Below are 24243 nucleotides of genomic sequence, written 5' to 3'. Positions count from 1 at the left end.
GAATGGCGAATGAGACACCGGAGACCGCGACGGGGCCGCTGACCGGCTATACCGTCGTCGATCTCTCGCGCGCCCTGGCAGGACCGCATGCCGGAATGATGTTCGGCGACCTCGGTGCGCGGGTCATCAAGGTCGAGAACCCGGGAAGGGGAGACGACTCCCGCTCCTGGGGGCCTCCTTTCGTCGGGCCCGAGGACAACCCGCAGGCCACCTACTTCTTCTCCTGCAACCGCAACAAGGAGTCGATCGCCCTCGACCTCAAATCCGAAACGGGCAAGGACACTCTCACCGGGCTCATCGCCCGCGCTGACGTGCTCATCGAGAACTTCCGCTCCGGCGTCCTCGACCGGCTCGGATTCTCCACCGCCCGGTGCATGGAGATCAACCCGCGCTTGGTCATCCTCTCGATCACCGGGTTCGGCCACGACGGCCCCGAAGCCTCCCGCGCCGGCTACGACCAGATCGCCCAGGGCGAGGCCGGCCTCATGTCGCTGACCGGCTCAGGATCCGACGACATGCAGCGGGTGGGCGTGCCGATCGCCGACCTGCTCGCCGGAATCTACGGCTCCTACGGCGTGCTCGCGGCACTTCTGGAACGCGAACGCACCGGCAAGGGCAAGGTGGTGCGCACCTCGCTCATCGCCGGCATGGTCGGCGTCCACGCCTTCCAGGGCACCCGGGCGACGGTGGCCGGACAGGAACCGCAGCCCGGCGGCAACCACCATCCCTCACTCTCTCCGTACGGACTGTTCACCTGCCGTGACGGTGCAGTGCAGATCTCCGTGGGCAACGAGAACCTGTGGCAGAAGTTCTGCGCGGCCTTCGACATCGACCCCGCCACCGAGGGGCTGGCCGACAACGCCTCCCGCGTGGCCAACCGTCCCGCACTCATCGAGCTCATCGAAGACCGGTTCTCAGCCTTCGACGCCGAAGATCTGCTGGCGAAGCTCACCGAGGCGGGAATCCCCTCGGGCACCGTGCGCACCCTGCCCGAGGTCTACCAGTGGGATCAGGCACTGAGCCAGGGTCTCAAGGTCTCCGTCGATCACCCGGTGCTCGGCGACATCGATCTGCCCGGACCGCCGCTGCGCTTCTTCGACGCCGAGGGTTCCAGCGAGGTCGAGACGACCCGCACCGCCCACGATGCTCCGCCGCTGTTGGACGAAGACGCCGAGTCGATCGCGGCGTGGCTCGCCGGCGGAAACTGAGGGGTGCGCGAATGCCACGATTGAACGCACACGAACTCGTCGACATCGTCCTCGACGAGGGATCCTTCCGCTCTTGGGACACCACCCCGATCAGCCCGGCCGGCGGGGTCTCCGAGGAGTACGCCGCCGAGCTCGCTGCCGCGGCCGAGAAGTCCGGAGTCGACGAAGCGATCATCACCGGTGAGGGCACCATCGAGGGCAGACGGGTCGCCGTCATCGCCGGAGAGTTCCGCTTCCTCGCCGGATCGATCGGCGTGGCCGCCGCCGAGCGCCTCGTCGACGCCATCGAACGCGCCACCCTCGAAGGGCTGCCGCTGCTGGCAGGACCGGCCTCCGGTGGGACGCGGATGCAGGAAGGCACCATCGCGTTCCTGTCGATGGTGAAGATCACGAACGCCGTGGTCGCTCACCGCAGGGCCGGTCTGCCCTACCTCGTCTACCTGCGCCACCCGACCACCGGCGGAGTCTTCGCCTCCTGGGGTTCGCTGGGCCACGTGACGGTGGCCGAACCCGGTTCACTCATCGGCTTCCTCGGCCCCCGCGTGTTCGAAGCCATCTACGGGGAGAAGTTCCCGGACAACGTGCAGACGGGTGAGAACCTCCACAAGATGGGCATCGTCGACGCAGTCATCGGTCCCGAACGCATCGCCGGCACGGTCTCCCGAGTCCTCGACGTGCTCATGGGAGCCAAGGAGATCCCGGCCCGTGTGGCCGACCCGGACACCGCACCGGCGACGGTCGACCCGAACTCCGACGCCTGGGCGGCGATCACGAGTTCCCGCCGTCCCGAACGCCCCGGTGTCCGCGACCTGCTGCGTACCGCCGCGAACACCGTGCTGCCGCTCAACGGCACCGGCGAAGGCGAGAAGGACCCGGGACTGCTGCTGGCGCTGGCGAAGTTCGGCTCCGCCCCGTGCATCGTGCTCGGACAGGACCGGTTCCGGCAGGATTCCCGGGCCCCTCTGGGACCGGCCGCGCTGCGTGAGGCCCGCCGTGGAATGCGTCTGGCCGCAGAGCTGCACCTGCCGCTCGTGACGGTCATCGACACCCCGGGCGCGGCCCTGTCGAAGGACGCCGAAGAGGGCGGCATCGCCGGCGAGATCGCCCGCAGCCTCGCTGACCTCGCCAACCTCGATGCCCCCTCGGTATCGCTCATCCTCGGTGAGGGATCCGGGGGCGGAGCACTCGCGCTGATCCCGACCGACCGGGTGCTCAGCGCCGAGCACGGGTGGCTCTCACCCCTGCCGCCCGAGGGCGCCTCGGCGATCGTGCATCGGACGACGGAGAGAGCCGCAGAGATGGCGCAGAGCCAGGGTGTGCACGCGCCCATGCTCCAAGCCACCGGTGTCGTCGACCGGATCATCGCCGAGCATCCCGATGCCAGCGACGAACCGCTCGACTTCGTCTCTCGGGTCGGTGCGACACTCGAATTCGAACTCATCTCGCTCATGCGCGAACCATCGGGCCGCCGACTGGCCCGCAGGATGGATCGCTATCGGGGCCTGGGAATCTAGGAGGTCTGCGTGGTAGCTGTCAGAGTCATCCCCTGTCTGGACGTCGACGGCGGTCGCGTCGTCAAGGGCGTGAAGTTCGCCGACCTCAAGGATGCCGGGGACCCCGTGGAGCTGGCCAAACGCTATGGGATCTCCGGGGCCGACGAACTCACCTTCCTCGACGTCACGGCCAGCAGCGGCGACCGCGAGACCGTCCACGACGTCGTGCGCGCCTGCGCCGAAGAGGTCTTCATCCCGCTCACCGTCGGCGGGGGAGTGCGCAGCGTCCATGACGTCGACCGGCTCCTGCGCGACGGTGCCGACAAAGTCTCTGTCAACACCTCGGCCGTCGCGCACCCGGAACTCATCAGTGAGATCTCACGGCACTTCGGCAACCAGGTCCTCGTGCTCTCCCTCGACGCCCGCCGCACGCAGGGAACGAGCACGGCCTCGGGCTTCGAAGTCACCACCCGCGGCGGCCGTGAAGGCACCGGCCGCTGCGCGATCGACTGGATCCGTGAGGCCGCCGAACGCGGGGTCGGTGAGATCCTGCTCAACTCCATCGATGCCGACGGCACCCGGGAGGGCTTCGACCTCGAACTCATCGCCGCCGCCCGAGCGGCCGTCGATGTGCCGCTCATCGCCTCCGGCGGGGCCGGTCGGGTCGAACACTTCGCCCCGGCCGTGGCCGCCGGAGCCGATGCGCTGCTGGCCGCCAGCGTCTTCCACTTCGGGACCCTGAGCATTGCCGAGGTCAAGGACGCGCTGCGGGCAGAGGGGATCGAGGTCCGATGAGCAGGGACATCGACGCCACCCCGGAGAACTGGCGCGAACTCATCCGCCCGGACTCCGCCGGTCTCGTGCCCGTCATCGTCCAGGAGGCCACGAGCCGGGAGGTGCTCATGCTCGCCTGGATGGACGTCGAGGCCGTCTCGCGCACATTGGCGACCGGGCGCGCCACCTACTGGTCACGGTCCCGCCGGGAGTACTGGGTGAAGGGGGAGACCTCCGGACATGTGCAGCATGTGCGCTCACTCAGCCTCGACTGCGACGCCGATGCCCTGCTCCTCCTCGTCGACCAGACCGGACCCGCCTGTCACACGAACACACCGACCTGCTTCACCGGAAGGACGATCAGTGCCGACTGAACACGTGTCGAGCGACCGCATGCCGGATCCGCAGCAGCTGCCGATCCGCCCCAGCCTCGAGGAGTTCCGCTCCCTGGGAGCCGAACACCGGCTCGTGCCCGTGCACACGCAGGTGCTCGCCGACTCCGAAACCCCGTTGAGCCTCTATCGCAAACTCACCGACGGTGGTCCCGGCAGCTTCCTGTTCGAATCCGCCGTCGCAGGCTCCTGGGCCCGCTACTCCTTCATCGGATCGGCGCCCGTGGCCACGCTCCTGTCCACCGAGGACGGCTTCCGCTGGACCGGCACCCCGCCGGTGGGCATCCCCACCGACGGCGATGTGCTCGAGGCGGTCACCGCCGCTCTCGAACTGCTCGACGTCGATGCCGGGGAGTCGGACCTGCCGCCGATGGTCTCGAGCTTCGTCGGCTACTTCGGCTGGGACATCATCCGCCGCTTCGAACGTCTCGGACCCCCGCGCCCCAACGAACACCACCTGCCGACCGTGCAGCTGATGATCCCGGGCGACATCGCCGTCTACGACCACTATTCGGGCATGGTCACCCTCGTAGCCAACGTCTTCAACGTCAACGGCGCCGACACCGGCATCGACGAGGCGCACGCGAGCGGAGTCGAGCGGATCGAATCGATGCTCGACCGCCTCCGCGCCCCCAGCCCGGCCGACATCATCGACGTCCGCAGGCCCGACCCCGAGGTGACCCTGCGCACCCCCCGGCAGGTCTACCTCGACGGAGTGGAACAGGCGAAGCGGAAGATCGTCGAGGGGGAGATCTTCCAGGTCGTCGTCGGACAGCGCTTCGATACGCCGTGTGCGGCCGATCCGCTGAGCGTGTACCGGATGCTGCGGCACTCGAACCCGAGCCCGTTCATGTACCTGCTCAACCTCCACGACGACGCGGGAGCCCCGGTGAGCATCATCGGCTCCTCACCCGAAGCCCTCGTCACCGTCCGTTCCGGCGAGGTCGTCACCCATCCGATCGCCGGTTCGCGTCCCCGCGGGGCGACGCCCGAAGCCGACGACGGTCTGGCCCGTGAGCTGCTGGCCGATGAGAAGGAACGCGCCGAGCACCTCATGCTCGTCGACCTCGCACGCAACGACCTGGCGAAGGTGTGCCGGGCCGGGACCATCGACGTCAGCGACTTCATGGACATCGTCCGCTACAGCCACATCATGCACATCTCCTCGACCGTGCGCGGCGAACTCCAGCCGGACACGACCGCCGTGGACGTGCTGCGCGCGACTTTCCCCGCCGGCACTCTCTCGGGTGCGCCGAAGCCGCGTGCCCTGCAGATCATCGACGAACTCGAACCCGTCGGGCGCGGCATCTACGGCGGCGTCGTCGGCTATATGTCCTTCACCGGTGACCTCGATCTCGCCATCGCCATCCGCACCGGAGTCCTGCGCGACGGCACGATGAGCGTCTACGCCGGCGGCGGAATCGTCGCCGACTCTGTGCCCGAAACCGAATATCAGGAATCCGAGAACAAAGCCGCAGCCGTGCTGCGTGCCGCCGCCGCTGCGAACGCGCTGTCTGCGACAGCGAACGCCGGGTCCGGCACGGCCGAAAGCCAGGAGTGATCCCAAGTTGTCGAAGTCACGCGGAGTCCTCATCGTCCTCGTCATCGCCGCCGCCCTGTGGGCGTTGACGATCTCGGCCTGGCAGGCCGGAGTCGGGGGAGACACTCTCGGCCCGGCCGGTGTGGCCACGGCCACCGATGACTCGAGTGCGCAGGCCTCGCCCGTAGCCACCGCCTGTGTGGCGATCATCGCCGTCTGCGGTCTCCTCGCAGCGATGCTCGGTCGCCTCGGGCGCTTCGTCGTCCTCGGGCTCGCCGCGGTTGCCGGAATCGGCTACGGAATCACCGCACTCAGCGCCGCTTCCAGACCGGGGGCGACCTCCTGGCCGATCATCGCCGCCGTGGCAGCAGGCATCGGCATCATCGGCATCATCTGGGTGGCGACCGCCTCGGCGCGGTGGACGAACTCGAACCGCTACGCCCGCACCGCCGAAGCCGACGGCGAAGAATTCGACTCGGCCGCCACCTGGGACGCCCTCTCCCGAGGCGAGGACGTCGAGGACGACCCGGATTCGAAATGACCTTGTGACCGGGTCGGTGCCCGGTCCGCAGAAGAAGCGTGACACAATGGAGGAAAGTTTCCACGCGCGTGCCACGCAGTCACAATAAGGAGCACCATGTCGCAGTCCCTCGCCCGCAACGAGGCCACAGATCTCGACAAGTCCACGATCGACTACGCAACGATCGCCGACCCCGGCCACGGCAACTCGGTGGCGGGATGGACCGGCGTCGTCATCATGCTCATCGGCGTGACCATCGGCTGTGTGGGCTTCACCATCCACAACCCCACGATCACCTACGTCGCCATCGGCGTCGTCGCCCTCGGCATCATCGTCGGGCTCATCCTGCGCGCCGTCGGTCTGGGCAACAAGCCGAAGAGCAAATGACGGTCCTCAACGACATCGTCGCCGGCGTGCATGAAGATCTTCAGGCACGCCGGAACGAGGTTCCGCGCACCGAGATCATCGCGCGCGCCGAGGCGGCGGATCCCGTCCGTCGCTTCGACCTCGACGCAGACTTCGGAGTCATCGCCGAGGTCAAGAGGAAATCGCCCTCGCGCGGCGACCTCGCCCACATCCCGGACCCCGGCACATTGGCCGGGCTCTACGCTGCCGGGGGAGCCCACGCCATCAGCGTGCTCACCGAATCCCGCAGATTCAACGGCAGCCTCGCCGACCTCGACTCCGTGCGTGCTGCCGTCGACATCCCGGTCCTGCGCAAGGACTTCATGGTCGACGAATATCAGTTCTATGAGGCCCGGGCCCACGGAGCCGACCTCGTGCTGCTCATCGTGGCCGCCCTCGACCCGGCCCAGCTGCGCGAGTTCCACGCCCTGGCCACCGAACTGGGCATGACCGTCCTCGTCGAGACCCACAACCGCGAGGAACTCGAGATCGCCGCCGAGCTCGGGGCCGATCTCATCGGCGTCAACACCCGCAACCTCAAGGATCTCAGCGTCGACACGGATCGATTCGCCCCGCTGGCCGAATTCGTTCCCGCCGGCTGCACGCTCGTCGCCGAATCCGGTGTCGCCGGCGGTCGCGAGGTCGCGAAGTACGCCGATGCCGGCGCCGACGTCGTGCTCGTCGGCGAAGCTCTCGTCACCGGGGGGCGTCCGCAGGCCGCGGTCGAGGAATACGCTGCCATCGGCCGCGAACGCCGCGAACTGTCCGCATCCTGAACCCTGCCCGCGTCGGCCGCTCGAGGTGGCCGACGATGGGCGAACACCGCACCCATCCGGCCGGCGTCCGGCCGAGGCTCGGCCTCATCCGGACGCGACCACGAGGAGATCGAGAAGGACCGCAATGACCGATGTGAGCGAGGAGACCGGACCGTATTTCGGCGCGTTCGGAGGCAGGTTCATCCCCGAAGCGCTGATCCCGGCGCTTGATGAGATCGAAGAGACCTGGCGCAAATCCCAAGTCGACCGGGCCTTCACCGACGAACTCCTCGACCTGCAGCGCAACTACATCGGCCGTCCTTCGCTGCTGACCGAGGCCACGCGGTTCGCTCAGCACTGCGGAGGAGCCCGCGTGTTCCTCAAACGTGAGGACCTCAACCATACGGGCAGCCACAAGATCAACAATGCCCTGGCTCAGGCCCTGCTGGCCAAGCGCATGGGCAAGACCCGCCTCATCGCCGAAACCGGTGCCGGACAGCACGGTGTCGCGACCGCGACCGCTGCGGCCCTGCTCGATATGGAGTGCGAGGTCTACATGGGTGAGGAAGACACCCAGCGGCAGGCGCTCAATGTCGCGCGCATGCGCCTGCTCGGAGCCACGGTCAACGCCGTGACCAACGGCACCCGCACGCTCAAAGACGCGATGAACGAGGCCATGCGCGACTGGGTGGCCAATGTGGACGTGACCCACTACGTCATCGGCACCGTCGCGGGTCCCCATCCGTTTCCCGCGATGGTCCGCTCCTTCCAGAACGTCATCGGCATCGAAGCCCGCGACCAGATCGTCGATGCGGCCGGGCGTCTGCCCGACGCCGTGTGCGCCTGCGTGGGCGGCGGGTCGAACGCGATGGGGCTCTTCGCCGCGTTCCTCGGCGACGCCGATGTGAAGATCTACGGCTTCGAAGCCGGCGGCGAAGGCGTCGACACCGGTCATCACGCCGCACGCTTCTCCGGCGGTCGACCCGGCGTCCTCCACGGTTCGGCGACCTACATCCTCCAGGACTCCGACGGCCAGACCCAGGCTTCGCACTCGGTGTCGGCGGGCCTCGATTACCCCTCGGTCGGACCCGAACACTCACATCTGCACGACACCGGGCGCGTGACCTACGAGCCGGTCGTCGACGACGAAGCAATGGAGGCCATGCGGCTGCTCTCACGCACCGAGGGCATCATCCCGGCGATCGAATCCGCTCACGCTCTGGCCGGCGCGATGCGCGTCGGTGAGGAACTCGGGCCGGAAGCGGTCCTGCTCGTCAATCTCTCCGGCCGCGGCGACAAGGACATGACCACGGCCGCGAAATGGTTCGACTACATCGATGAAGGGGCGGTGCAGGTATGACGCACTCCGGTCCACGCACAGGCACGACTCTTGCTTCCGTCGAGGAGTCCGGCCGCAAAGCCGCACTCATCGCCTACCTGCCCGTCGGCTTCCCCAGCGTCGAAGGCTCGATCGACTCGATGGTCGAACTCGTCCGCAACGGCGTCGACATCGTCGAGGTCGGGATGCCGTACTCCGACCCGGGAATGGACGGTCCCGTCATCCAGCGCGCAGCCGAGACGGCACTGGAGTCCGGCGTGCGCACGAAGGACGTCTTCACCGCCGTCGAGGCGATCGCCGAGGCCGGTGGCACCGCCGTGGTCATGAGCTACTGGAACCTCGTCCTCCAATACGGCGTCCGCGACTTCGCCCGCGACCTCGACGCAGCCGGCGGCGGCGGAATCATCACCCCCGATCTCATCCCCGATGAGGCCGGCGACTGGCTGGCGGCCTCCGGCGAGTTCGACCTCGACCGGATCTTCCTCGCCGCCCCGTCCTCGACTCCCGAGCGACTGTCGCGCATCGTGGCAGGCAGCCGCGGATTCGTCTACGCCGCGTCCACGATGGGTGTCACCGGAGTCCGCTCCGAAGTCGACAATCACGCCCGCGATCTCGTCGCTCGCCTCAAAGAAGCCGGCGCCGAACGCGTCTGTGTCGGACTCGGCGTGTCGAACCGCGATCAGGCCGCAGAAGTCGCCGAATACGCCGACGGCGTCATCGTCGGCTCCGCCCTCGTCCGCGCGCTCGACTCCGAGGGCGTGCCCGGACTGGGCCGACTCGCCGCCGAGCTCGCAGAAGGGTGTGCATGAGCTTCACCACGGCATGGCTCGTCTTCACCGTCCTCGGACTCGGACTTGCACTGTGGATGACGCGCATCCAGTGGCGTGCCCGCGGAGGTCACAAGGGCGATCTGTGGGCGATCGCGGTCATCGGTGTGCCCGCCGCCGTCGTCGGCGGACGCATCGGCCATGTGCTGTCCGCACCCGATACCTACTTCGGTCCCGGCCACCGGCCCCTGCAGTTCCTCGAACTCTGGGACGGCGGGCTGAGCTTCTGGGGTGCCACGATCCTCGGGCTGCTCTCCGTGTGGGTGCTCACCCGCTTCCAAGGGATCCGCTTCCTGCCTCTGCTCGATTCCGTCGCCCCCGGGCTCATCCTCGGCCATGTCGCCGGCGCCTTCAGCGAATGGTTCGACGGACGCCTCGAACTGTCCACGGTGGTCGTCGAATCGATCTGGAACCTGCTCGCGTGCATCCTCCTCATCGTCGTGTCCAAACGGCTGAGACTCGGCTACGGGCAGGTTTTTGCGCTCTACCTCGTACTGTTCGGCCTCGGTCGGATCCTGCTCGAAGCCCTGCGCATCGGCACTCCCGCCGCAGAGACCGCGCGGCTGCTGCTCGGCCTGCCCGTCTCCGTCTGGACGGCTGCGGCGACCCTGCTCGTCGGCTTCGTCTGGCTCATCGTCTCCCGGCTGCGGCACCGCACTCAGGAGACCGGCGTCTACACCAGAGGGTCGCGCACTCTGCTGCGCAGACACCGCCGCGGCAAGCACACCTATGAGGTCAACGCGGTCAACATCGCCGACGCCGGGCAGTCTGCTCCTCTCACACACCCCCAGCAGATGCCAGCTGCACCGTCGGCCCATTCGGATCGGGCAGCGGGAGACGCCGCCGGCCCGGACCTCGCTGACCGGTCGAACCGTACCCCCGCGCCTCGCTCGAGAGCCGATAGGAACGACGACGCCGCCGCTGACGGCGTCACCGGAGCGAACCCGGCAGCCGAGGGGACCAACGCCGCCGACGACGAAGCGGGCATCGACCTCAGCGGCCGCCACAGCTTCGGATTCTTCGGAGCAGTCACCTCGGCGATTTCGATCGTGCCCGACGTCCGCGGCGTCTCCGCCCCCGAAACACACGGGGAAGCGGGCCCGAAACGAGACCAGAACGCACCCCGTCCGTCCGAGCACTGAGACGAATTGGTTCGCAGTTCGTTCCTTTTTCCGTTCTTCCATCCCTGCGCCCCCGGTGTAAATTGAAACTCCGGCTGTGAGAGCGATCTCACAATCGGGCACGGAGGGAATGCCTCCGCGCACGTCAAGGCCGCAGAGGACAGCGCCGTCTTTTCGACAGGTCGAACACACCGAGAAGGCAGCATATGAACCCCAGCACGGCAGCGACCCAGAAACGCCCGGCACCGCCGGGCCGAATCGGACTCTACGATCCCGCGCTCGAACACGACGCCTGCGGACTCGCCCTCATCGCCCGCTACCGAGGCGGACCCGATCATCAGGTCATCGACCAGGCTCTCGACGCGCTGCGCCGCTTGGAGCACCGCGGCGGCATCGGCTCCGACGAAGGCACCGGTGACGGCGCCGGCATCACCATCCAGATCCCGCACGACTACTTCGCCGAAGAACTCGCCGCCGCCGGCACCACTCTGCCCGAACCCGGTGAGTACGCGATGGGCATCGGCTTCTTCGCCCAGGACTACTCCGCCGACCTCAACCGGACCACCGCCGCTCTCAACGCCTCGACCGAGACTCCGGTGTCGGCCGAGCCGGCCGCGAGGGACCAGGAGGACCTGCTGCGCACGATCGGCGCCGAAGAGGGCCTGGCGGTGCTCGCTGTCCGGGACGTGCCCGTCGATCCCTCCGTCCTCGGGCAGATCGCCCGTCGAACCATGCCGACGATGCGCCAGGTGTTCTTCGTCAGCAGCCCCGAACACCCGCTGCGCGATGCCTCCGACCTGGCCCGCCGGGCCTATATCGTGCGCAAACGACTCGACAACGCGGGCCTGTACTTCCCGTCACTGTCGCCGACGACGCTGACGATCAAAGGCATGCTCTCGACCGGGCAGCTCGACGCCTTCTACACCGAACTGCGCGATCAGCGCCTGAAGTCGGCCATTGCGCTCGTCCACTCCCGGTTCTCGACGAACACCTTCCCCTCCTGGCAGCTCGCCCAACCCTTCGGCACCATCGCCCACAACGGTGAGATCAACACGGTGCGCGGCAACCGCAACTGGATGCAGGCCCGCGAAGCGGCCCTCGTGAGCGAACTGCTCGAATCCCCGGTGCCCGGCACCGAACGCGGGCTCGAACGGATCCTGCCGATCATTCCGGCCGGTGCCTCGGACTCCGCGTCCTTCAACGCCGTACTCGAACTCATGGTCGCCGCAGGGCGGTCCCTGCCGCAGGCGATGCTCATGATGATCCCCGAGGCCTGGGAGAACAACCCGGGACTGGGCGACGATCGCCGCGCCTTCTACGAATACCACTCCCTGCTCATGGAGCCGTGGGACGGACCGGCCTGTGTGTCCTTCACCGACGGTCGCCTCGCCGGAGCCGTCCTCGACCGCAACGGTCTGCGCCCGGCACGGTACGCGATGACCGACGACACCGTGGTGCTGGCCAGCGAAGCCGGCGTCGTCGATCTGCCCGAAGCAGAGATCACTGCGCGGGGCCGACTGACCCCGGGCCGGATGTTCCTCGTCGACGTCGAAGCCGGACGGATCATCTCCGATACGGAGATCAAGAACCGGCTCGCGACCGAACACCCCTACCGAGACTGGGTGTCCGAATGCTCGACGCATCTGGCCGAACTGCCCACCCGCGTCCACGTCAGCCATCCGCAGTCCTCGGTGCGCCGGCGGCAGCGGACCTTCGGCTACACGGAAGAAGAGCTGCGGGTGCTCATCGCTCCGATGGCCGAGACCGGAGCCGAACCGCTGGGAGCAATGGGCAGCGACACCGCGATCGCGGCCCTGAGCACTCGCCCACGCCTGCTCTTCGACCACTTCCACCAGAATTTCGCCCAAGTGACGAACCCGCCCTTGGACTCGATCCGGGAAGACATCGTCACCAGCATGTCCGCGGGCATCGGCCGCGAAGGCAACCTGCTGTGCTCGACCCGCCCGGACTCGACCCACATCCTGCTGGAACGCCCCGTCATCGACAACGACGAGCTCACAGCGATCGCGCATCTGGACGTCGACCACCTCGGCGCGGACGTCACCACTGCCTCGGTGACACTGTCCGGTCTGTACCCGGTATCCGCCGGAGACGAGGCGATGGCCGACCGGATCGCGGCACTGTGCGAGGAGGCGAGCGCAGCGGTGGCCGCCGGAGTAGTGTTCCTCATCCTCACCGACCGAGAGTCGAACTCCGACTATGCTCCGATCCCGTCGCTGCTGCTGACCTCGGCCCTGCACCACCATCTTGTGCGGGAACGCTCCCGCACCCAGGTGAGCATCGTCGTCGAAGCCGGAGACGTCCGCGAGGTCCATCATGCGGCCGCGCTCGTGTCCTTCGGTGCCTCCGCGGTCAACCCCTACCTGGTGATGGAGACCGCCGAAGATCTCGTCCGCGCCGGTCGGATCCCGGGCATCAGCGAAGAGGCGGCCGTGGCGAACGTGCTCACCGCGCTCAACAAGGGCCTGCTGAAGATCATGTCGAAGATGGGCATCTCGACGGTCCAGTCCTACCACGGGGCGCAGACCTTCGAAGCCCTCGGACTGGCCGCCTCCCTCATCGAGGAGCACTTCACCTCCACGCCGCATCAGTTGGGTGGGAAGACACTGACCGATATCGCGGCCGAGACTTCTGCCCGGCACGCCGAGGCCTACCGCGACGATCATCCGCGTCCGGCCCACAGGAACCTGCTCGTCGGCGGGGAGTACCAGTGGCGCAGGGAGGGCCCGGGGCACCTGTTCGATCCGGAGACCATCTTCCGGCTCCAGCACTCCACCGCCACCGGACGGTTCGACATCTTCAAGCAGTACACCCACGCCGTCGACACGCAGTCCGCGGAACTGATGACCCTGCGCGGACTCTTCGACTTCGTTCCCGTCGAATCCGGACCCATCGACATCGACGAGGTCGAACCCGCCGAGGCGATCATGAAGCGCTTCTCGACCGGAGCGATGAGCTACGGCTCACTGTCGGCAGAAGCGCACGAGACGCTGGCGATCGCCATGAACCGGATCGGCGGGAAGTCGAACACCGGCGAAGGGGGAGAGGACACCGAACGGCTGCTCGACCCCCAGCGGCGCTCAGCGATCAAGCAGATCGCCTCCGGTCGATTCGGGGTCACCAGCCACTACCTCTCGGCCGCCGATGACCTCCAGATCAAGATGGCGCAGGGGGCGAAGCCCGGTGAGGGCGGTCAGCTGCCGGGGGAGAAGGTCTACCCGTGGATCGCGAAGACCAGACACGCCACCGCCGGCGTCGGACTCATCTCCCCGCCGCCGCATCACGACATCTACTCGATCGAGGACCTCGCCCAGCTCATCCACGACCTCGGGCGAGCCAATAAGTCCGCCCGAGTCCACGTCAAACTCGTCTCCGGCATCGGTGTCGGCACCGTCGCCGCGGGCGCAGCGAAGGCCGGCGCCGATGTCGTGCTCATCTCCGGCCACGACGGCGGTACGGGAGCCAGCCCGCTCAACTCGCTCAAACACGCGGGCACCCCATGGGAGCTCGGATTGGCCGAAGCGCAGCAGACGCTCGTGCTCAACGGACTGCGCGACCGCATCAGCGTCCAAGTCGACGGACAGCTCAAGACCGGACGCGATGTCATCATCGCCGCCCTCCTCGGCGCCGAAGAATTCGGGTTCGCGACGACCGCGCTCGTCGTCTCCGGGTGCATCATGATGCGCGTGTGCCACAAGGACACGTGCCCCGTAGGGGTGGCCACGCAGAACCCGAAACTGCGTGAGCGCTTCGCCGGACAGGCCGATCACGTCGTCAACTTCTTCACCTTCATCGCCGAGGAGGTCCGCGCCCACCTCGCCCGACTGGGGCTGCGCAGCCTCGACGAAGCGATCGGAGCGGTCGAGAGACTGCGCATCGACGAGGAGCGAGCGGCCGCCTCGGGGCTGGGCCTCGACCTCGCCCCGATCCTGACCGTGCCCACCGACATCCACGGTGAACCGGCCCGGGTGCGCACCAGCAGGAACCGATCCCCGCGAGACTTCACCGGGGAGCTCGACGTCGACCTGCTGCGGCAGGCCGAGTCCTCGATCGGCGCGAGCACCCCGATCGAGCTCAGCGCGAGCATCGGGAACACGGATCGCTCCGTCGGCACCCTGCTCGGGCACAAGGTGACGATGGCCCACGGCGGGAACGGACTGCCCGCGGGCACCGTGCGCGTGAACCTGCACGGCACCGCCGGACAGTCCCTCGGCGCGTTCCTGCCGCACGGAGTGAGCATCGCTCTGCGCGGAGAGGCCAACGACTATGTCGGCAAGGGTCTGTCCGGCGGGACGATCAGCCTCGCCCCGCACCCGGAGAACCCGAACCGGCCCGAACACAACGTCATCGCCGGCAACGTCATCGGCTACGGGGCGACCGAGGGGTCGCTGTTCCTCTCGGGCCAGGTCGGGGAGCGCTTCCTCGTGCGCAGCTCCGGTGCCGAAGCCGTCGTCGAAGGCATCGGCGACCACGGTCTGGAATACATGACCGGGGGCACAGCCGTCATCCTCGGACCGATCGGCCGCAACTTCGCGGCCGGTATGTCCGGAGGCACCGCCTTCGTCCTCGACTTCAACCCGAGCCGACTCAACCCGAAGGAGCGCGCGGCCGGGGTCTTCCGATTCACCGGAATCGGAGTCACCGATGCCGAGGTGCTCGAAAGGCTGCTCGCCGCGCATGTGGAGGCCACGGGATCTCCGCTCGCGCACGAGCTGCTCACCGGGCTGCACCGCGGGCAGGACGTCCTGTCCCGCTTCACGAAGATCATCCCCGCTGCCTATGCACGGGTCAAAGAACTCCAGGACGAGCTTGCGGGCACCGGCGAAGCCGCTGACTCCGATCAGACCTGGCAGACGATTCTGGAGGCCGCTCATGGCTGATCCGCACGGATTCCTCACCTTCACCGAACGCGAACTGCCCGCCCGCAGGCCGGTGCCCATCCGGCTCATGGACTACTCGGAGGTCTACGAGTCGGGTGACCCCGCGCAGCTGCGCCGGCAGGCCTCCCGCTGCATGGACTGCGGTGTCCCGTTCTGCCATCAGGGCTGCCCTCTGGGCAACCTCATCCCGGAGTTCAACGATGCGATGTATCGCGGGGAGCTGCCGCGGGCGGTCGAGCTGCTGCATGCGACGAACAACTTCCCCGAATTCACCGGTCGTGTCTGCCCCGCCCCGTGCGAGAGCGCCTGCGTGCTCGGCATCAATCAGCCGGCGGTGACCATCAAACAGGTCGAAGTCTCCATCGTCGACCAAGGCTTCGCCGCCGGGCTCATCACCCCGGTCGTGCCCGACCGGATCACCGGGCAGACCGTTGCCGTGATCGGTTCCGGACCGGCCGGACTCGCCGCCGCCCAGCAGCTGACCCGGGCCGGACACACCGTCGTCGTCTACGAACGGGAGGACCGCCTCGGCGGGCTGCTGCGGTATGGGATTCCCGACTTCAAACTTCAGAAGCACCACATCGACCGCAGGCTGTCCCAGATGCGGGCGGAAGGCACCCGGTTCGAAACCGGAGTCGAGATCGGCCGCGATATCGAACTCTTCGAACTGCGCGCCCGCTTCGACGCCGTCATCGTCGCCACCGGCGCCACCGTGGCTCGGGATATGCCGCTGACCGGACGCGACCTCGACGGCATCGAATTCGCCATGGACTTCCTCGTGCCCTCGAATCGGTCGCAGGCCGGGTCCGCTGCCGAACTGCCCTTCGATGCGGCGGGAAAGAACGTCGTCATCATCGGCGGCGGAGACACCGGTGCCGACTGCTTGGGCACGGCGTTGCGGCAGGGGGCCGCTTCGGTGACGACTCTGGCGATCGGGGCGAAGCCGCCGACGGAACGGGGCGCAGACTCGCCGTGGCCGATGGTGCCGCGGATCTTCGAGGTCCAATCCTCTCACGAAGAGGGCGGCACCCGACGCTATCTGGCATCGACGACCCGGTTCGTCGGCGACGGGGCCGGGCGGGTGCGAGGGATCGAAGTCGCCGAGACCCGGTTCGCCGATGGTCGTCGCGTGCCGACGCCGGGCACCGAACATGTCATCGATGCCGATCTCGTGCTGCTGGCCCTCGGGTTCAGCGGCCCGGAAACGAACTCCATCGACCTCGGCACCCGAGCCGGGGGAGCGTTCGAACGGGATGAGGACTATGCCTCGGTCCCGGGCGTCTTCGTCGCCGGCGATGCCGGTCGGGGACAGTCGCTCATCGTCTGGGCCATCGCCGAGGGGCGAGCCGCGGCCGCTGCGGTCGACCGTTTCCTCACCGGTTCGACACGGCTGGAGTCGCCCGTGCGACCCACGGATGCGGAGTTCAAATGCTAAGATAGTCCATGTCAGACAGTGAGAAGAGACGGTGGAGCGGCACAGCGCAGTGCCGTCGGTCCACCGCTCGTGACCAGCGGTGAGCGGCAACAGCCGCCCGCTGAGACTTTAGGTAGGGTGGAGCGTATGAGGCGTGCAAAGATAGTCGCAACTTTAGGTCCGAACCAGAACTCCTATGAAGAGATCCGCGAGCTCGTCGATGAAGGCGTCGATGTCGCCCGATTCAATCTCAGCCACGGAACACGAGACGAACACGAAGAGAAATTCGCCTGGGTCCGCCAGGCCGCACTCGACACCGGCAAGGCGGTCGCGGTGCTGCTCGACCTGCAGGGTCCGAAGATCCGGGTCGGCACCTTCGCCAACGGCAAGGAGGAACTCGTCGAAGGTGCCACCTTCACGATCACCAGCCGCGACGTCGACGGCACCGCCGAACTCGTGAGCACGACGCTGCCGACCCTGGCCGAAGACGTCTCCGTGGGAGACCCGCTGCTCATCGACGACGGGCGTCTGCGCCTGCGTGCCACCGAGGTCACCGCCACCGATGTGGTCACCGAGGTCGAGATCGGCGGCACCATCTCCAACCACAAGGGCATCAACCTCCCCGGTGTGCCCGTGTCTGTTCCGGCCCTGTCGGAGAAGGACATCGACGACCTCAAATGGGGGCTGCATCTCGGCTTCGACTGGGTGGCCCTGTCCTTCGTCCGCAGCCCCGAGGATATGGATGATGTGCGTGCGGTCATGGACGAGGTCGGAATCACCGCGCCGGTCATCGCGAAGCTCGAGAAGCCGCAGGCCGTCGAGCAGCTCGATGAGATCATCGACGCCTTCGACGGGATCATGGTCGCTCGCGGCGACCTCGGCGTCGAACTGCCGCTGGAACAGGTGCCGATCGTGCAGAAACGCGCCGTCGAGATCGCCCGCCAGCAGGCCAAGCCCGTCATCGTCGCCACCCAGATGCTCGAGACCATGATCGACGCCCCGCGGCCGACCCGCGCCGAGGCCAGCGACTGCGCGAACGCGGTCCTCGACGGCACCGATGCGCTCATGCTCTCCGGAGAGACGTCGGTGGGTGCGCACTGGGTGGAGGCGATCCGCACGATGAGCCGGATCATCGGCTCCACCGAAGAGCACGGGCTCGAGCGGATTCCCCCGCTGGGCACCGATCCGCACACGAAGGGCGGAGCCGTCACCGCGGCTGCCGTGCAGATTGCTCAGCAGCTCGATATCGATCTGCTGTGCACGTTCTCGCAGACCGGTGACTCGGTGCGCCGGATGTCGCGTCTGCGCCCGGCCTGGCCGATCCTCGGCTTCACCCCGGACCCGCAGGTCCGCCACCAGCTGGCGCTGACCTGGGGAGTGCGCCCCTACCTCGTGAAGACGGTGCGCCACACCGACCAGATGGCACGCCAGGTCGATGCGGTCCTCCTCGCCGACGGCACCGCCCGTGAAGGCGATCAGAGCATCCTCGTGGCCGGGTCTCCTCCGGGAATCCCGGGATCGACGAACGCTCTGCGCATCCACACCATCGGTGATGCGGCCAAGGGCGTCACGGCCGCCTACCAGGACTCGTCGGACTCCGAAGAGGACCCGCTGGCCGGCTACGGGGTGGTGTCCGAGTCGCCGATCACCCGCGAGATGCCGATCGTGCGAGACCACCACTCGCCCCGGCACTGACTCTTCGGAGCCTCCGCGACCAGGCGGCGTCCGATCCGCAACCGGATCGGGCGCCGCCTTCGTCGTCTGCGATGTGTGTCACAGGGATTTGCGGAATTTCCTCGATTGCTCAACAGTTGTTCTCCGTGTTGCCATTCCTCCCTTCGGCACCTCGCGGGGAGGGCCAGCTAGGAGAGGAAATCAATGAGACTGCCCGCTTGGAGCAAGTCCTTCGGAGTGCAGGTGACGATCGCACTCATCGCCGGCGTCGTCCTCGGGCTCATCGCCCGGTCCTGGGGTCCGCTCAATGAGAGCGCGGACAACTGGCTGGGACAGACCCTGGACACCATCGGCTCGTCCTACGTCACCCTGCTCAAGGCGGCCGTCGTGCCGCTGGTCATCACCGCGATCATCGCGAGCATCGGCAACCTGCGCAAGGTCACGAATGCCGCGAAGCTCGCGATGTCGACGCTGCTGTGGTTCGCCCTGACCGCGCTCATCGCCGTGGTCCTCGGCCTCATCCTCGGCGTCGTCATCCAGCCCGGAGCCCATGCCGATGCCGCATCGCTCAACGCTGCGGCCCCGGACTCGCAGGGCAGCTGGGTCGGCTTCCTCACCGGACTCGTGCCGCAGAACGTCCTCGGGCTCGAGGTCTCCACCGCACCCGATGAGTCCGGTGGCCTCGCCTCCCAGGTCGACTTCAACATCCTCCAGCTCATCATCGTCTCCGGCGCCATCGGCATCGCCGCCGTCAAGGTCGGCAAGGCCGCGGAACCGTTCCTCGAATTCATCGAGGCGGCCCTGGCCGTGGTGCAGAAGGTCGTGTGGTGGATCGTGCGCATCGCTCCGATCGGCACCCTCGGACTCATCGGCAACGCGGTGAACTCCTACGGCTGGTCGACCATGGGCTCCCTGCTGTGGTTCGTCGTCGCCGTCTACATCGGCTTGGCACTCGTCTTCTTCGGCGTCTACCCGGCCCTGGCTCGCGCCAACGGACTGTCTGTGCGCCAGTACTTCTCCGGAGTCTGGCCGGCCGCTCAGATGGGATTCGTCTCGCGGTCCTCGATCGGTACGATGCCCGTGACGCAGAAGGTCGCGACCGACAACTTCGGTGTGCCCCACTCCTATGCCGCCTTCGCCGTGCCCTTCGGCGCGACGACGAAGATGGACGGCTGCGCCGCGATCTACCCGGCCATCGCAGCCGTGTTCGTCGCCCAGTTCTTCGGGGTCGACCTCTCCCTCATCCAGTACCTGCTCATCGTGTTCGTCGCCGTCATCGGTTCGGCCGCGACCGCCGGCACGACCGGTGCGACCGTGATGCTCACACTGACCCTCTCGACCCTGGGCCTGCCGCTCGAGGGCGTGGGACTGCTGCTGGCCATCGAGCCGATCGTCGACATGGGACGCACCGCACTCAACGTCTCCGGTCAGGCGCTCATCCCGGCCATCGTGGCCAGACGCCATGACATCCTCGACGTCGACCGCTACGATGCTGAGCGCATCAACGGCTACGTGCCGGTCGCGGAGGACGCCGACGACGATGCACCCAGCACCGAGGCGGTCCGTTAGGCGGATCCGGGTCAGCGGTCCGGAAGTGCGCACAGCCGGTGTGCACTGCCTCGGGGACGAGAGAAGGCACTGAGACGAAAGAAGGCACTGTCGAATTCGCATTCGACAGTGCCTTCGTCCGTACCGGATGCGGGACTCGAACCCGCACGTCTTTCGACAATGCATTTTGAGTGCACCGCGTCTACCGATTCCGCCAATCCGGCTCGCGTCCGACCGCCCCGTGGGGCCGCCTCGGCGACGGGGACGATTCTACTGCGCGAGCACACGGATTGCACATTTTCCCGCCGTCGGACTGGATGCGCCGGTGGTCGCCGTCACCGGTGGTGGCCACCCTCACAGAAGAAACTTCACCGCCCGCTGGCATGGACCTCACCGGCCTGGTCTAGACTGGTCTCGTGCTTTCAAACAGCGAAGAGTCAACTGCAGATGAGTCCGTGCCTGTCCGCCGCGTAGTCGTGGCCGAAGACGAGGCCGTGATCCGTCTCGATATCGTAGAAATGCTCCGCGAGGTCGGCTACGACGTCGTCGGTGAAGCCGCGGACGGCGAATCCGCCATCCGCCTGGCCGAGGAGCTGCGCCCCGATCTCGTCGTCATGGACATCAAGATGCCCATCCTCGACGGGATCTCCGCGGCCGAGCGCATCGCCCGCGCCCGCATCGCCCCGGTCGTGCTGCTCACTGCCTTCTCGCAGAAGGAGCTCGTCGAACGGGCCCGTGACGCCGGTGCCATGGCCTATGTCGTCAAGCCGTTCACCTCGGCCGACCTCATCCCGGCCCTGGAGATCGCGCTCTCGCGCCACGCCGAGATCAGCTCGCTCGAATCCGAGATCTCCGATCTCACCGAACGCTTCGAGACGCGCAAGCTCGTCGAGCGCGCCAAGAGCCTGCTGCAGACCTCGATGGGCCTGAGCGAACCCGAAGCCTTCCGCTGGATCCAGAAGACGTCGATGGACCGTCGTCTCACGATGCGCGAGGTGGCCGAGACCGTGCTCAAGCAGATCGGCACGAAGAAGTAGAACCGCCGGGCAGCGACCGCCCGAATCCGACACCGAACAGGGGCCGGCGAATCCATCATGGATTCGCCGGCCCCTGCGTTTCGGCGCTCCGAAGTCGTTCGCTCGTTCAGCCCTTCGGTTCTGTCCTGAGGATCATGTTCGTGATCCGCACGATCGACAGCAGGCGCCCCGCCTCGTCGGTCATCTTCACCTCATGGGAGACGATCGTGCGGCCCTGATGAAGCACTTCGGCGCGGCCGGTGACCGACCCATCGCGGGCGGCCCGCAGGTGGGTGGCGTTGAGATCGACGCCGACGACGCTCTTGCCGCCCGAGAGCAGGAACGAATGCATCGAGGCCAAGGACTCGGCGAGGACCACGTGTCCGCCGCCGTGGAAGAGACCCATTGGCTGCCGATTTCCCTCGACCGGCGCCGTGGCGGTGAGATGATCGTGACCGAGCTCGGTGAACTCGATGCCCATCTTCTCGCACAGCTCGCCTCCCGCGCCCGGAGCGCGCAGCGACTCGAGCAGGTCGGTGACCTCCTCGGCGGTGGTGTGTGAGGTCAGGGAATCGTTGGGACGCAGCATCGGATCTCCTTCAAGTCAGGTTCGAACGCTAGGCTATGCCATGTGAGTCACTCAAACGAATCCCTCCTGCTCATCGACGGACACTCCCTGGCCTACCGGGCATTCCAAGCCCTGCCGGTCGAGAACTTCTCCACCAGCACCGGTCAGACGACGAACGCCATCTACGGCTTCATCTCCATGCTCATCAACGTCCTCCGCGACGAAGCCCCGAGCCATGTGGCCGTGGCCTTCGACCTGGGACGACAGACCTTCCGACTCGAGGAGTACCCCGAGTACAAGGCCGGTCGGGCGAAGACTCCGCCGGAGTTCCACCCGCAGATCGACCTCATCAAGGACATCGTCACCGCGATGGGCATCAGAGTCGTGGTCAAAGAGGGCTTCGAAGCCGATGATGCTCTGGCCACCATGACCCGGATGGGCACCGAGGCGGGAGCGGCCGTCGAGGTCATGAGCGGAGACAAGGACTCCTTCCAGCTCGCCTCCGAGGACGTGACGATCCTCTACCCGAAGCGCGGGGTCAGCGACCTCAATCGGATGACGCCCGCCGCGGTCGAGGAGAAGTACGGAGTCAGTCCGGCCAACTATCGCGGTCTGGCCGCGCTCGTCGGCGAGAAGGCCGACAACCTGCCCGGTGTCCCCGGCGTCGGTGACAAGACAGCCGCCAAATGGCTCGCCGCACACGGTGACCTGCCTGGTGTGCTCGAGAATGCGGAGAAGATCGGCGGCAAGGTCGGTGAGAAGCTGCGCGATCACATCGCCGAGGTGGAGCGGAACTACCGACTCAACCGCCTCCTCGACGACGTCGATCTCGGTCTGCGCTTCGACGACCTCGTCTGGGGAGAAGGGGACCCGAGCGAACTGTCGAGCCTGTTCGATCAGCTCGAATTCCAAGCCCTCGGCAAGCGCCTCGCAGCGATCTTCCCCGAGGCCGCCGGCACTGAGTCCGACGCCGCAGCGGCACGGGAGACCACCGTCGAGACCGTCGACATCGATGCGCTGCTCGGTCATATCGCCGACCACGATGTCCTCGCGCTCGATTCCGATGCGCGCTTCGAACTCGGTCACGGAGAGGCCCGCATCCTCGCCGTCTCCGCCGAACCCGGGCAGGCCTGGGTCGTCGACCTCGCCGAGGCGGGAGAGACGACTGCGGCCCGGCTCAGCACGGCTCTGGCTGCCCGATCGCTCATCCTCCACTCGGCGAAGCTCCAGATCAAAGCCTTCGCGTCGATCGGACTCAACGTCACCGACATCAGCGGAGACACGGCGCTGGCCGCCTACCTCCTCGTCCCCGATGCCCGATCCTACGAACTCGGACAGATCGCCTCCGAACGTGCCGGCATTGACCTCAGCGAACCCGAAGCTGACTCCGGACAGCTCGCTCTCGACCTCGACACGGATGCGACGGTGACCACTCACGGTCAGCGCGCCGCAGCCCTGCTCGAAGTCCACGAGGTCCTCGCCGCCGCCGTCGACGAAGCGAACATGACTCAGGTGTATCGCGACATCGAACTGCCGCTCGTGCCCGTGCTGGCTCGGATGGAGGCGACCGGAATCGCCGTCGACGAGGCCGGACTGTCCAACCTCATCGAGGAGTTCACGAAGCAGGCCGAAGCGAGCGCGCAGGAGGCATACGACGCAATCGGCCACGAGGTCAACCTGGGTTCGCCGAAGCAGCTGCAGACCGTGCTCTTCGATGAGCTTGACATGCCGAAGACGAAGCGCACGAAGACCGGGTACACGACCGATGCCGAGGCGCTGGCCGAACTCTTCGTCAAGACCGAGCATCCCTTCCTCCAGCATCTCTTGGCGTACCGGGACTCGACGAAGCTCAAACAGACCGTCGTCGGCCTGCTCAAGACCGTCGCCGATGATGGGCGCATCCACACGACCTACCAGCAGACGGTCGCGGCGACCGGGCGACTGTCCTCTCTCGACCCGAATCTGCAGAACATCCCGGTGCGCACCGAATCCGGTCGCCGCATCCGCGAGATCTTCATCGCCGACCCCGCGGAGCCCGACGGCTGCCTGCTGACCGCCGACTACTCGCAGATCGAGATGCGCATCATGGCGCATCTGTCCGGCGATGCCGCTCTCATCCAGGCGTTCAAGGACGGCGAGGACCTGCACTCCTACGTCGGGTCGAAGGTCTTCAACGTCGGTATCGACGAGGTGGACTCGCAGATGCGCTCGAAGGTCAAGGCGATGTCCTACGGCCTCGTCTACGGTCTCTCCGCCTACGGGCTCTCCCGGCAGCTGGCGATCGGCGTCGACGAGGCCAAAGGGCTTATGGAGCAGTACTTCGAACGTTTCGGCGCCGTCAAGGACTACCTCGACGAGATCGTCGAGCAGGCCCGCGCCAACGGCTACACGGAGACCATCATGGGCCGTCGCCGCTACCTGCCGGCCCTGCACAGCGACCGGCGGCAGCTGCGGGACATGGCCGAACGCGCCGCACTCAACGCTCCGATCCAGGGTTCGGCCGCGGACATCATGAAGATCGCCATGCTCAGGGTCGCCTCCCGCCTCGACGAGCTGCAGTCGCCGATGCTTCTGCAGGTCCACGACGAGATCATCGTCGACGTCCACCCGGGGGAGATCGACGAGGTGACGGCGATCGTCACCGAAGAGATGGGTTCGGCCTTCGAACTCGATGTCCCGCTCGACGTCAACGTCGGCACCGGACGGTCCTGGCACGACGCGGCCCACTGAGCAGCGGTCGGATCGGTC

At 67.2% G+C, this 24243-nt stretch carries 18 protein-coding genes and 1 tRNA gene; 17 read left to right on the top strand and 2 right to left on the bottom strand.

Annotation, left to right across the window (positions count from 1 at the left end):
• The first annotated feature begins 2 nt into the window (after positions 1-2).
• The 15 genes from EB836_RS12995 (at position 3) to EB836_RS12925 (ending at position 19932) form a co-directional block, all read left to right on the top strand.
• Entirely contained in the window at positions 3-1208 is a 1206-nt protein-coding gene (locus EB836_RS12995; RefSeq protein ID WP_135541057.1) for a CaiB/BaiF CoA-transferase family protein, read from the top strand.
• Positions 1209-1219: 11 nt separating this feature from the next.
• The gene (locus tag EB836_RS12990; RefSeq protein WP_135541055.1) at positions 1220-2722 is read left to right on the top strand and encodes a carboxyl transferase domain-containing protein; all 1503 of its coding nucleotides are present in this window, start codon (positions 1220-1222) and stop codon (positions 2720-2722) included.
• 9 nt (positions 2723-2731) lie between these two features.
• Positions 2732-3496 carry an imidazole glycerol phosphate synthase subunit HisF gene (hisF, locus tag EB836_RS12985; protein WP_135541053.1) on the top strand — a complete coding sequence of 255 codons (765 nt, stop codon included), beginning with the start codon at positions 2732-2734 and terminating at the stop codon, positions 3494-3496.
• On the top strand, positions 3493-3849 hold the full coding sequence (hisI, locus tag EB836_RS12980) for a phosphoribosyl-AMP cyclohydrolase (RefSeq protein ID WP_135541051.1): 357 nt from the start codon (positions 3493-3495) through the stop codon (positions 3847-3849). The genes hisF and hisI overlap by 4 nt, the downstream gene beginning before the upstream one ends.
• Positions 3839-5428: an anthranilate synthase component I gene (trpE, locus tag EB836_RS12975; protein ID WP_346763091.1), complete on the top strand. Its 1590-nt coding sequence runs from the start codon at positions 3839-3841 to the stop codon at positions 5426-5428. The genes hisI and trpE overlap by 11 nt, the downstream gene beginning before the upstream one ends.
• Before the next feature lie 7 nt (positions 5429-5435).
• Positions 5436-5948 (top strand): Trp biosynthesis-associated membrane protein, encoded by a 513-nt coding sequence (locus EB836_RS12970; protein ID WP_135541049.1) that lies wholly within the window; start codon positions 5436-5438, stop codon positions 5946-5948.
• A gap of 96 nt (positions 5949-6044) precedes the next feature.
• Positions 6045-6314, top strand: coding sequence for an HGxxPAAW family protein (locus EB836_RS12965; protein WP_135541047.1), 270 nt, complete (start codon positions 6045-6047; stop codon positions 6312-6314).
• A complete protein-coding gene (trpC, locus tag EB836_RS12960; RefSeq protein ID WP_135541045.1) occupies positions 6311-7108 on the top strand; it encodes an indole-3-glycerol phosphate synthase TrpC in 798 nt (265 codons plus the stop codon). Before EB836_RS12965 ends, trpC begins: the two co-directional genes overlap by 4 nt.
• Positions 7109-7232: 124 nt before the next feature.
• Positions 7233-8447 carry a tryptophan synthase subunit beta gene (trpB, locus tag EB836_RS12955; RefSeq protein ID WP_135541043.1) on the top strand — a complete coding sequence of 405 codons (1215 nt, stop codon included), beginning with the start codon at positions 7233-7235 and terminating at the stop codon, positions 8445-8447.
• The gene (gene trpA, locus EB836_RS12950; protein ID WP_135541041.1) at positions 8444-9235 is read left to right on the top strand and encodes a tryptophan synthase subunit alpha; all 792 of its coding nucleotides are present in this window, start codon (positions 8444-8446) and stop codon (positions 9233-9235) included. The genes trpB and trpA overlap by 4 nt, the downstream gene beginning before the upstream one ends.
• Positions 9232-10395: a prolipoprotein diacylglyceryl transferase gene (locus EB836_RS12945; RefSeq protein WP_135541039.1), complete on the top strand. Its 1164-nt coding sequence runs from the start codon at positions 9232-9234 to the stop codon at positions 10393-10395. Before trpA ends, EB836_RS12945 begins: the two co-directional genes overlap by 4 nt.
• A gap of 185 nt (positions 10396-10580) precedes the next feature.
• Positions 10581-15275 carry a glutamate synthase large subunit gene (gltB, locus tag EB836_RS12940; RefSeq protein ID WP_135541037.1) on the top strand — a complete coding sequence of 1565 codons (4695 nt, stop codon included), beginning with the start codon at positions 10581-10583 and terminating at the stop codon, positions 15273-15275.
• On the top strand, positions 15268-16710 hold the full coding sequence (locus EB836_RS12935; protein WP_135541035.1) for a glutamate synthase subunit beta: 1443 nt from the start codon (positions 15268-15270) through the stop codon (positions 16708-16710). The genes gltB and EB836_RS12935 overlap by 8 nt, the downstream gene beginning before the upstream one ends.
• Before the next feature lie 126 nt (positions 16711-16836).
• Positions 16837-18384, top strand: a complete 1548-nt coding sequence (gene pyk / locus EB836_RS12930; RefSeq protein ID WP_135541033.1) for a pyruvate kinase — start codon at positions 16837-16839, stop codon at positions 18382-18384.
• A gap of 183 nt (positions 18385-18567) precedes the next feature.
• Positions 18568-19932: a dicarboxylate/amino acid:cation symporter gene (locus EB836_RS12925; RefSeq protein ID WP_135541031.1), complete on the top strand. Its 1365-nt coding sequence runs from the start codon at positions 18568-18570 to the stop codon at positions 19930-19932.
• Between the two features lie 121 nt (positions 19933-20053).
• Here the strand turns inward: EB836_RS12925 and EB836_RS12920 are convergent.
• Positions 20054-20135 (bottom strand) — tRNA-Leu (locus EB836_RS12920).
• Positions 20136-20366: 231 nt separating this feature from the next.
• Between EB836_RS12920 and EB836_RS12915 the strand changes: the two genes are divergently transcribed.
• A complete protein-coding gene (locus EB836_RS12915) occupies positions 20367-20948 on the top strand; it encodes a response regulator (protein ID WP_101544335.1) in 582 nt (193 codons plus the stop codon).
• Between the two features lie 106 nt (positions 20949-21054).
• On the opposite strand, the gene EB836_RS12910 is transcribed toward EB836_RS12915, so the two are convergent.
• Positions 21055-21516, bottom strand: coding sequence for a PaaI family thioesterase (locus tag EB836_RS12910; protein WP_135541029.1), 462 nt, complete (start codon positions 21514-21516; stop codon positions 21055-21057).
• A gap of 42 nt (positions 21517-21558) precedes the next feature.
• On the opposite strand from EB836_RS12910, the gene polA reads away from it, so the two are divergent.
• Positions 21559-24225: a DNA polymerase I gene (polA, locus tag EB836_RS12905; RefSeq protein ID WP_135541027.1), complete on the top strand. Its 2667-nt coding sequence runs from the start codon at positions 21559-21561 to the stop codon at positions 24223-24225.
• Positions 24226-24243: the final 18 nt, after the last annotated feature.

It is taken from the genome of Brevibacterium sp. S111 (assembly GCF_004745075.1).
Classification (GTDB): Bacteria; Actinomycetota; Actinomycetes; order Actinomycetales; family Brevibacteriaceae; genus Brevibacterium.
This window is presented reverse-complemented; position numbering and strand designations above follow the sequence as displayed.

What these genes read in the sequence shown, in the direction of transcription:
- trpA (WP_135541041.1), top strand. Translation starts at nt 8,444, where the DNA reads ATGACGCACTCCGGTCCACGCACAGGCACGACTCTTGCTTCCGTCGAG.
- trpB (WP_135541043.1), top strand. Translation starts at nt 7,233, where the DNA reads ATGACCGATGTGAGCGAGGAGACCGGACCGTATTTCGGCGCGTTCGGA.
- EB836_RS12935 (WP_135541035.1), top strand. Translation starts at nt 15,268, where the DNA reads ATGGCTGATCCGCACGGATTCCTCACCTTCACCGAACGCGAACTGCCC.
- EB836_RS12910 (WP_135541029.1), bottom strand. Translation starts at nt 21,516, where the DNA reads ATGCTGCGTCCCAACGATTCCCTGACCTCACACACCACCGCCGAGGAG.
- EB836_RS12945 (WP_135541039.1), top strand. Translation starts at nt 9,232, where the DNA reads ATGAGCTTCACCACGGCATGGCTCGTCTTCACCGTCCTCGGACTCGGA.
- EB836_RS12990 (WP_135541055.1), top strand. Translation starts at nt 1,220, where the DNA reads ATGCCACGATTGAACGCACACGAACTCGTCGACATCGTCCTCGACGAG.
- gltB (WP_135541037.1), top strand. Translation starts at nt 10,581, where the DNA reads ATGAACCCCAGCACGGCAGCGACCCAGAAACGCCCGGCACCGCCGGGC.
- trpC (WP_135541045.1), top strand. Translation starts at nt 6,311, where the DNA reads ATGACGGTCCTCAACGACATCGTCGCCGGCGTGCATGAAGATCTTCAG.
- EB836_RS12925 (WP_135541031.1), top strand. Translation starts at nt 18,568, where the DNA reads ATGAGACTGCCCGCTTGGAGCAAGTCCTTCGGAGTGCAGGTGACGATC.
- EB836_RS12965 (WP_135541047.1), top strand. Translation starts at nt 6,045, where the DNA reads ATGTCGCAGTCCCTCGCCCGCAACGAGGCCACAGATCTCGACAAGTCC.
- hisI (WP_135541051.1), top strand. Translation starts at nt 3,493, where the DNA reads ATGAGCAGGGACATCGACGCCACCCCGGAGAACTGGCGCGAACTCATC.
- EB836_RS12995 (WP_135541057.1), top strand. Translation starts at nt 3, where the DNA reads ATGGCGAATGAGACACCGGAGACCGCGACGGGGCCGCTGACCGGCTAT.
- pyk (WP_135541033.1), top strand. Translation starts at nt 16,837, where the DNA reads ATGAGGCGTGCAAAGATAGTCGCAACTTTAGGTCCGAACCAGAACTCC.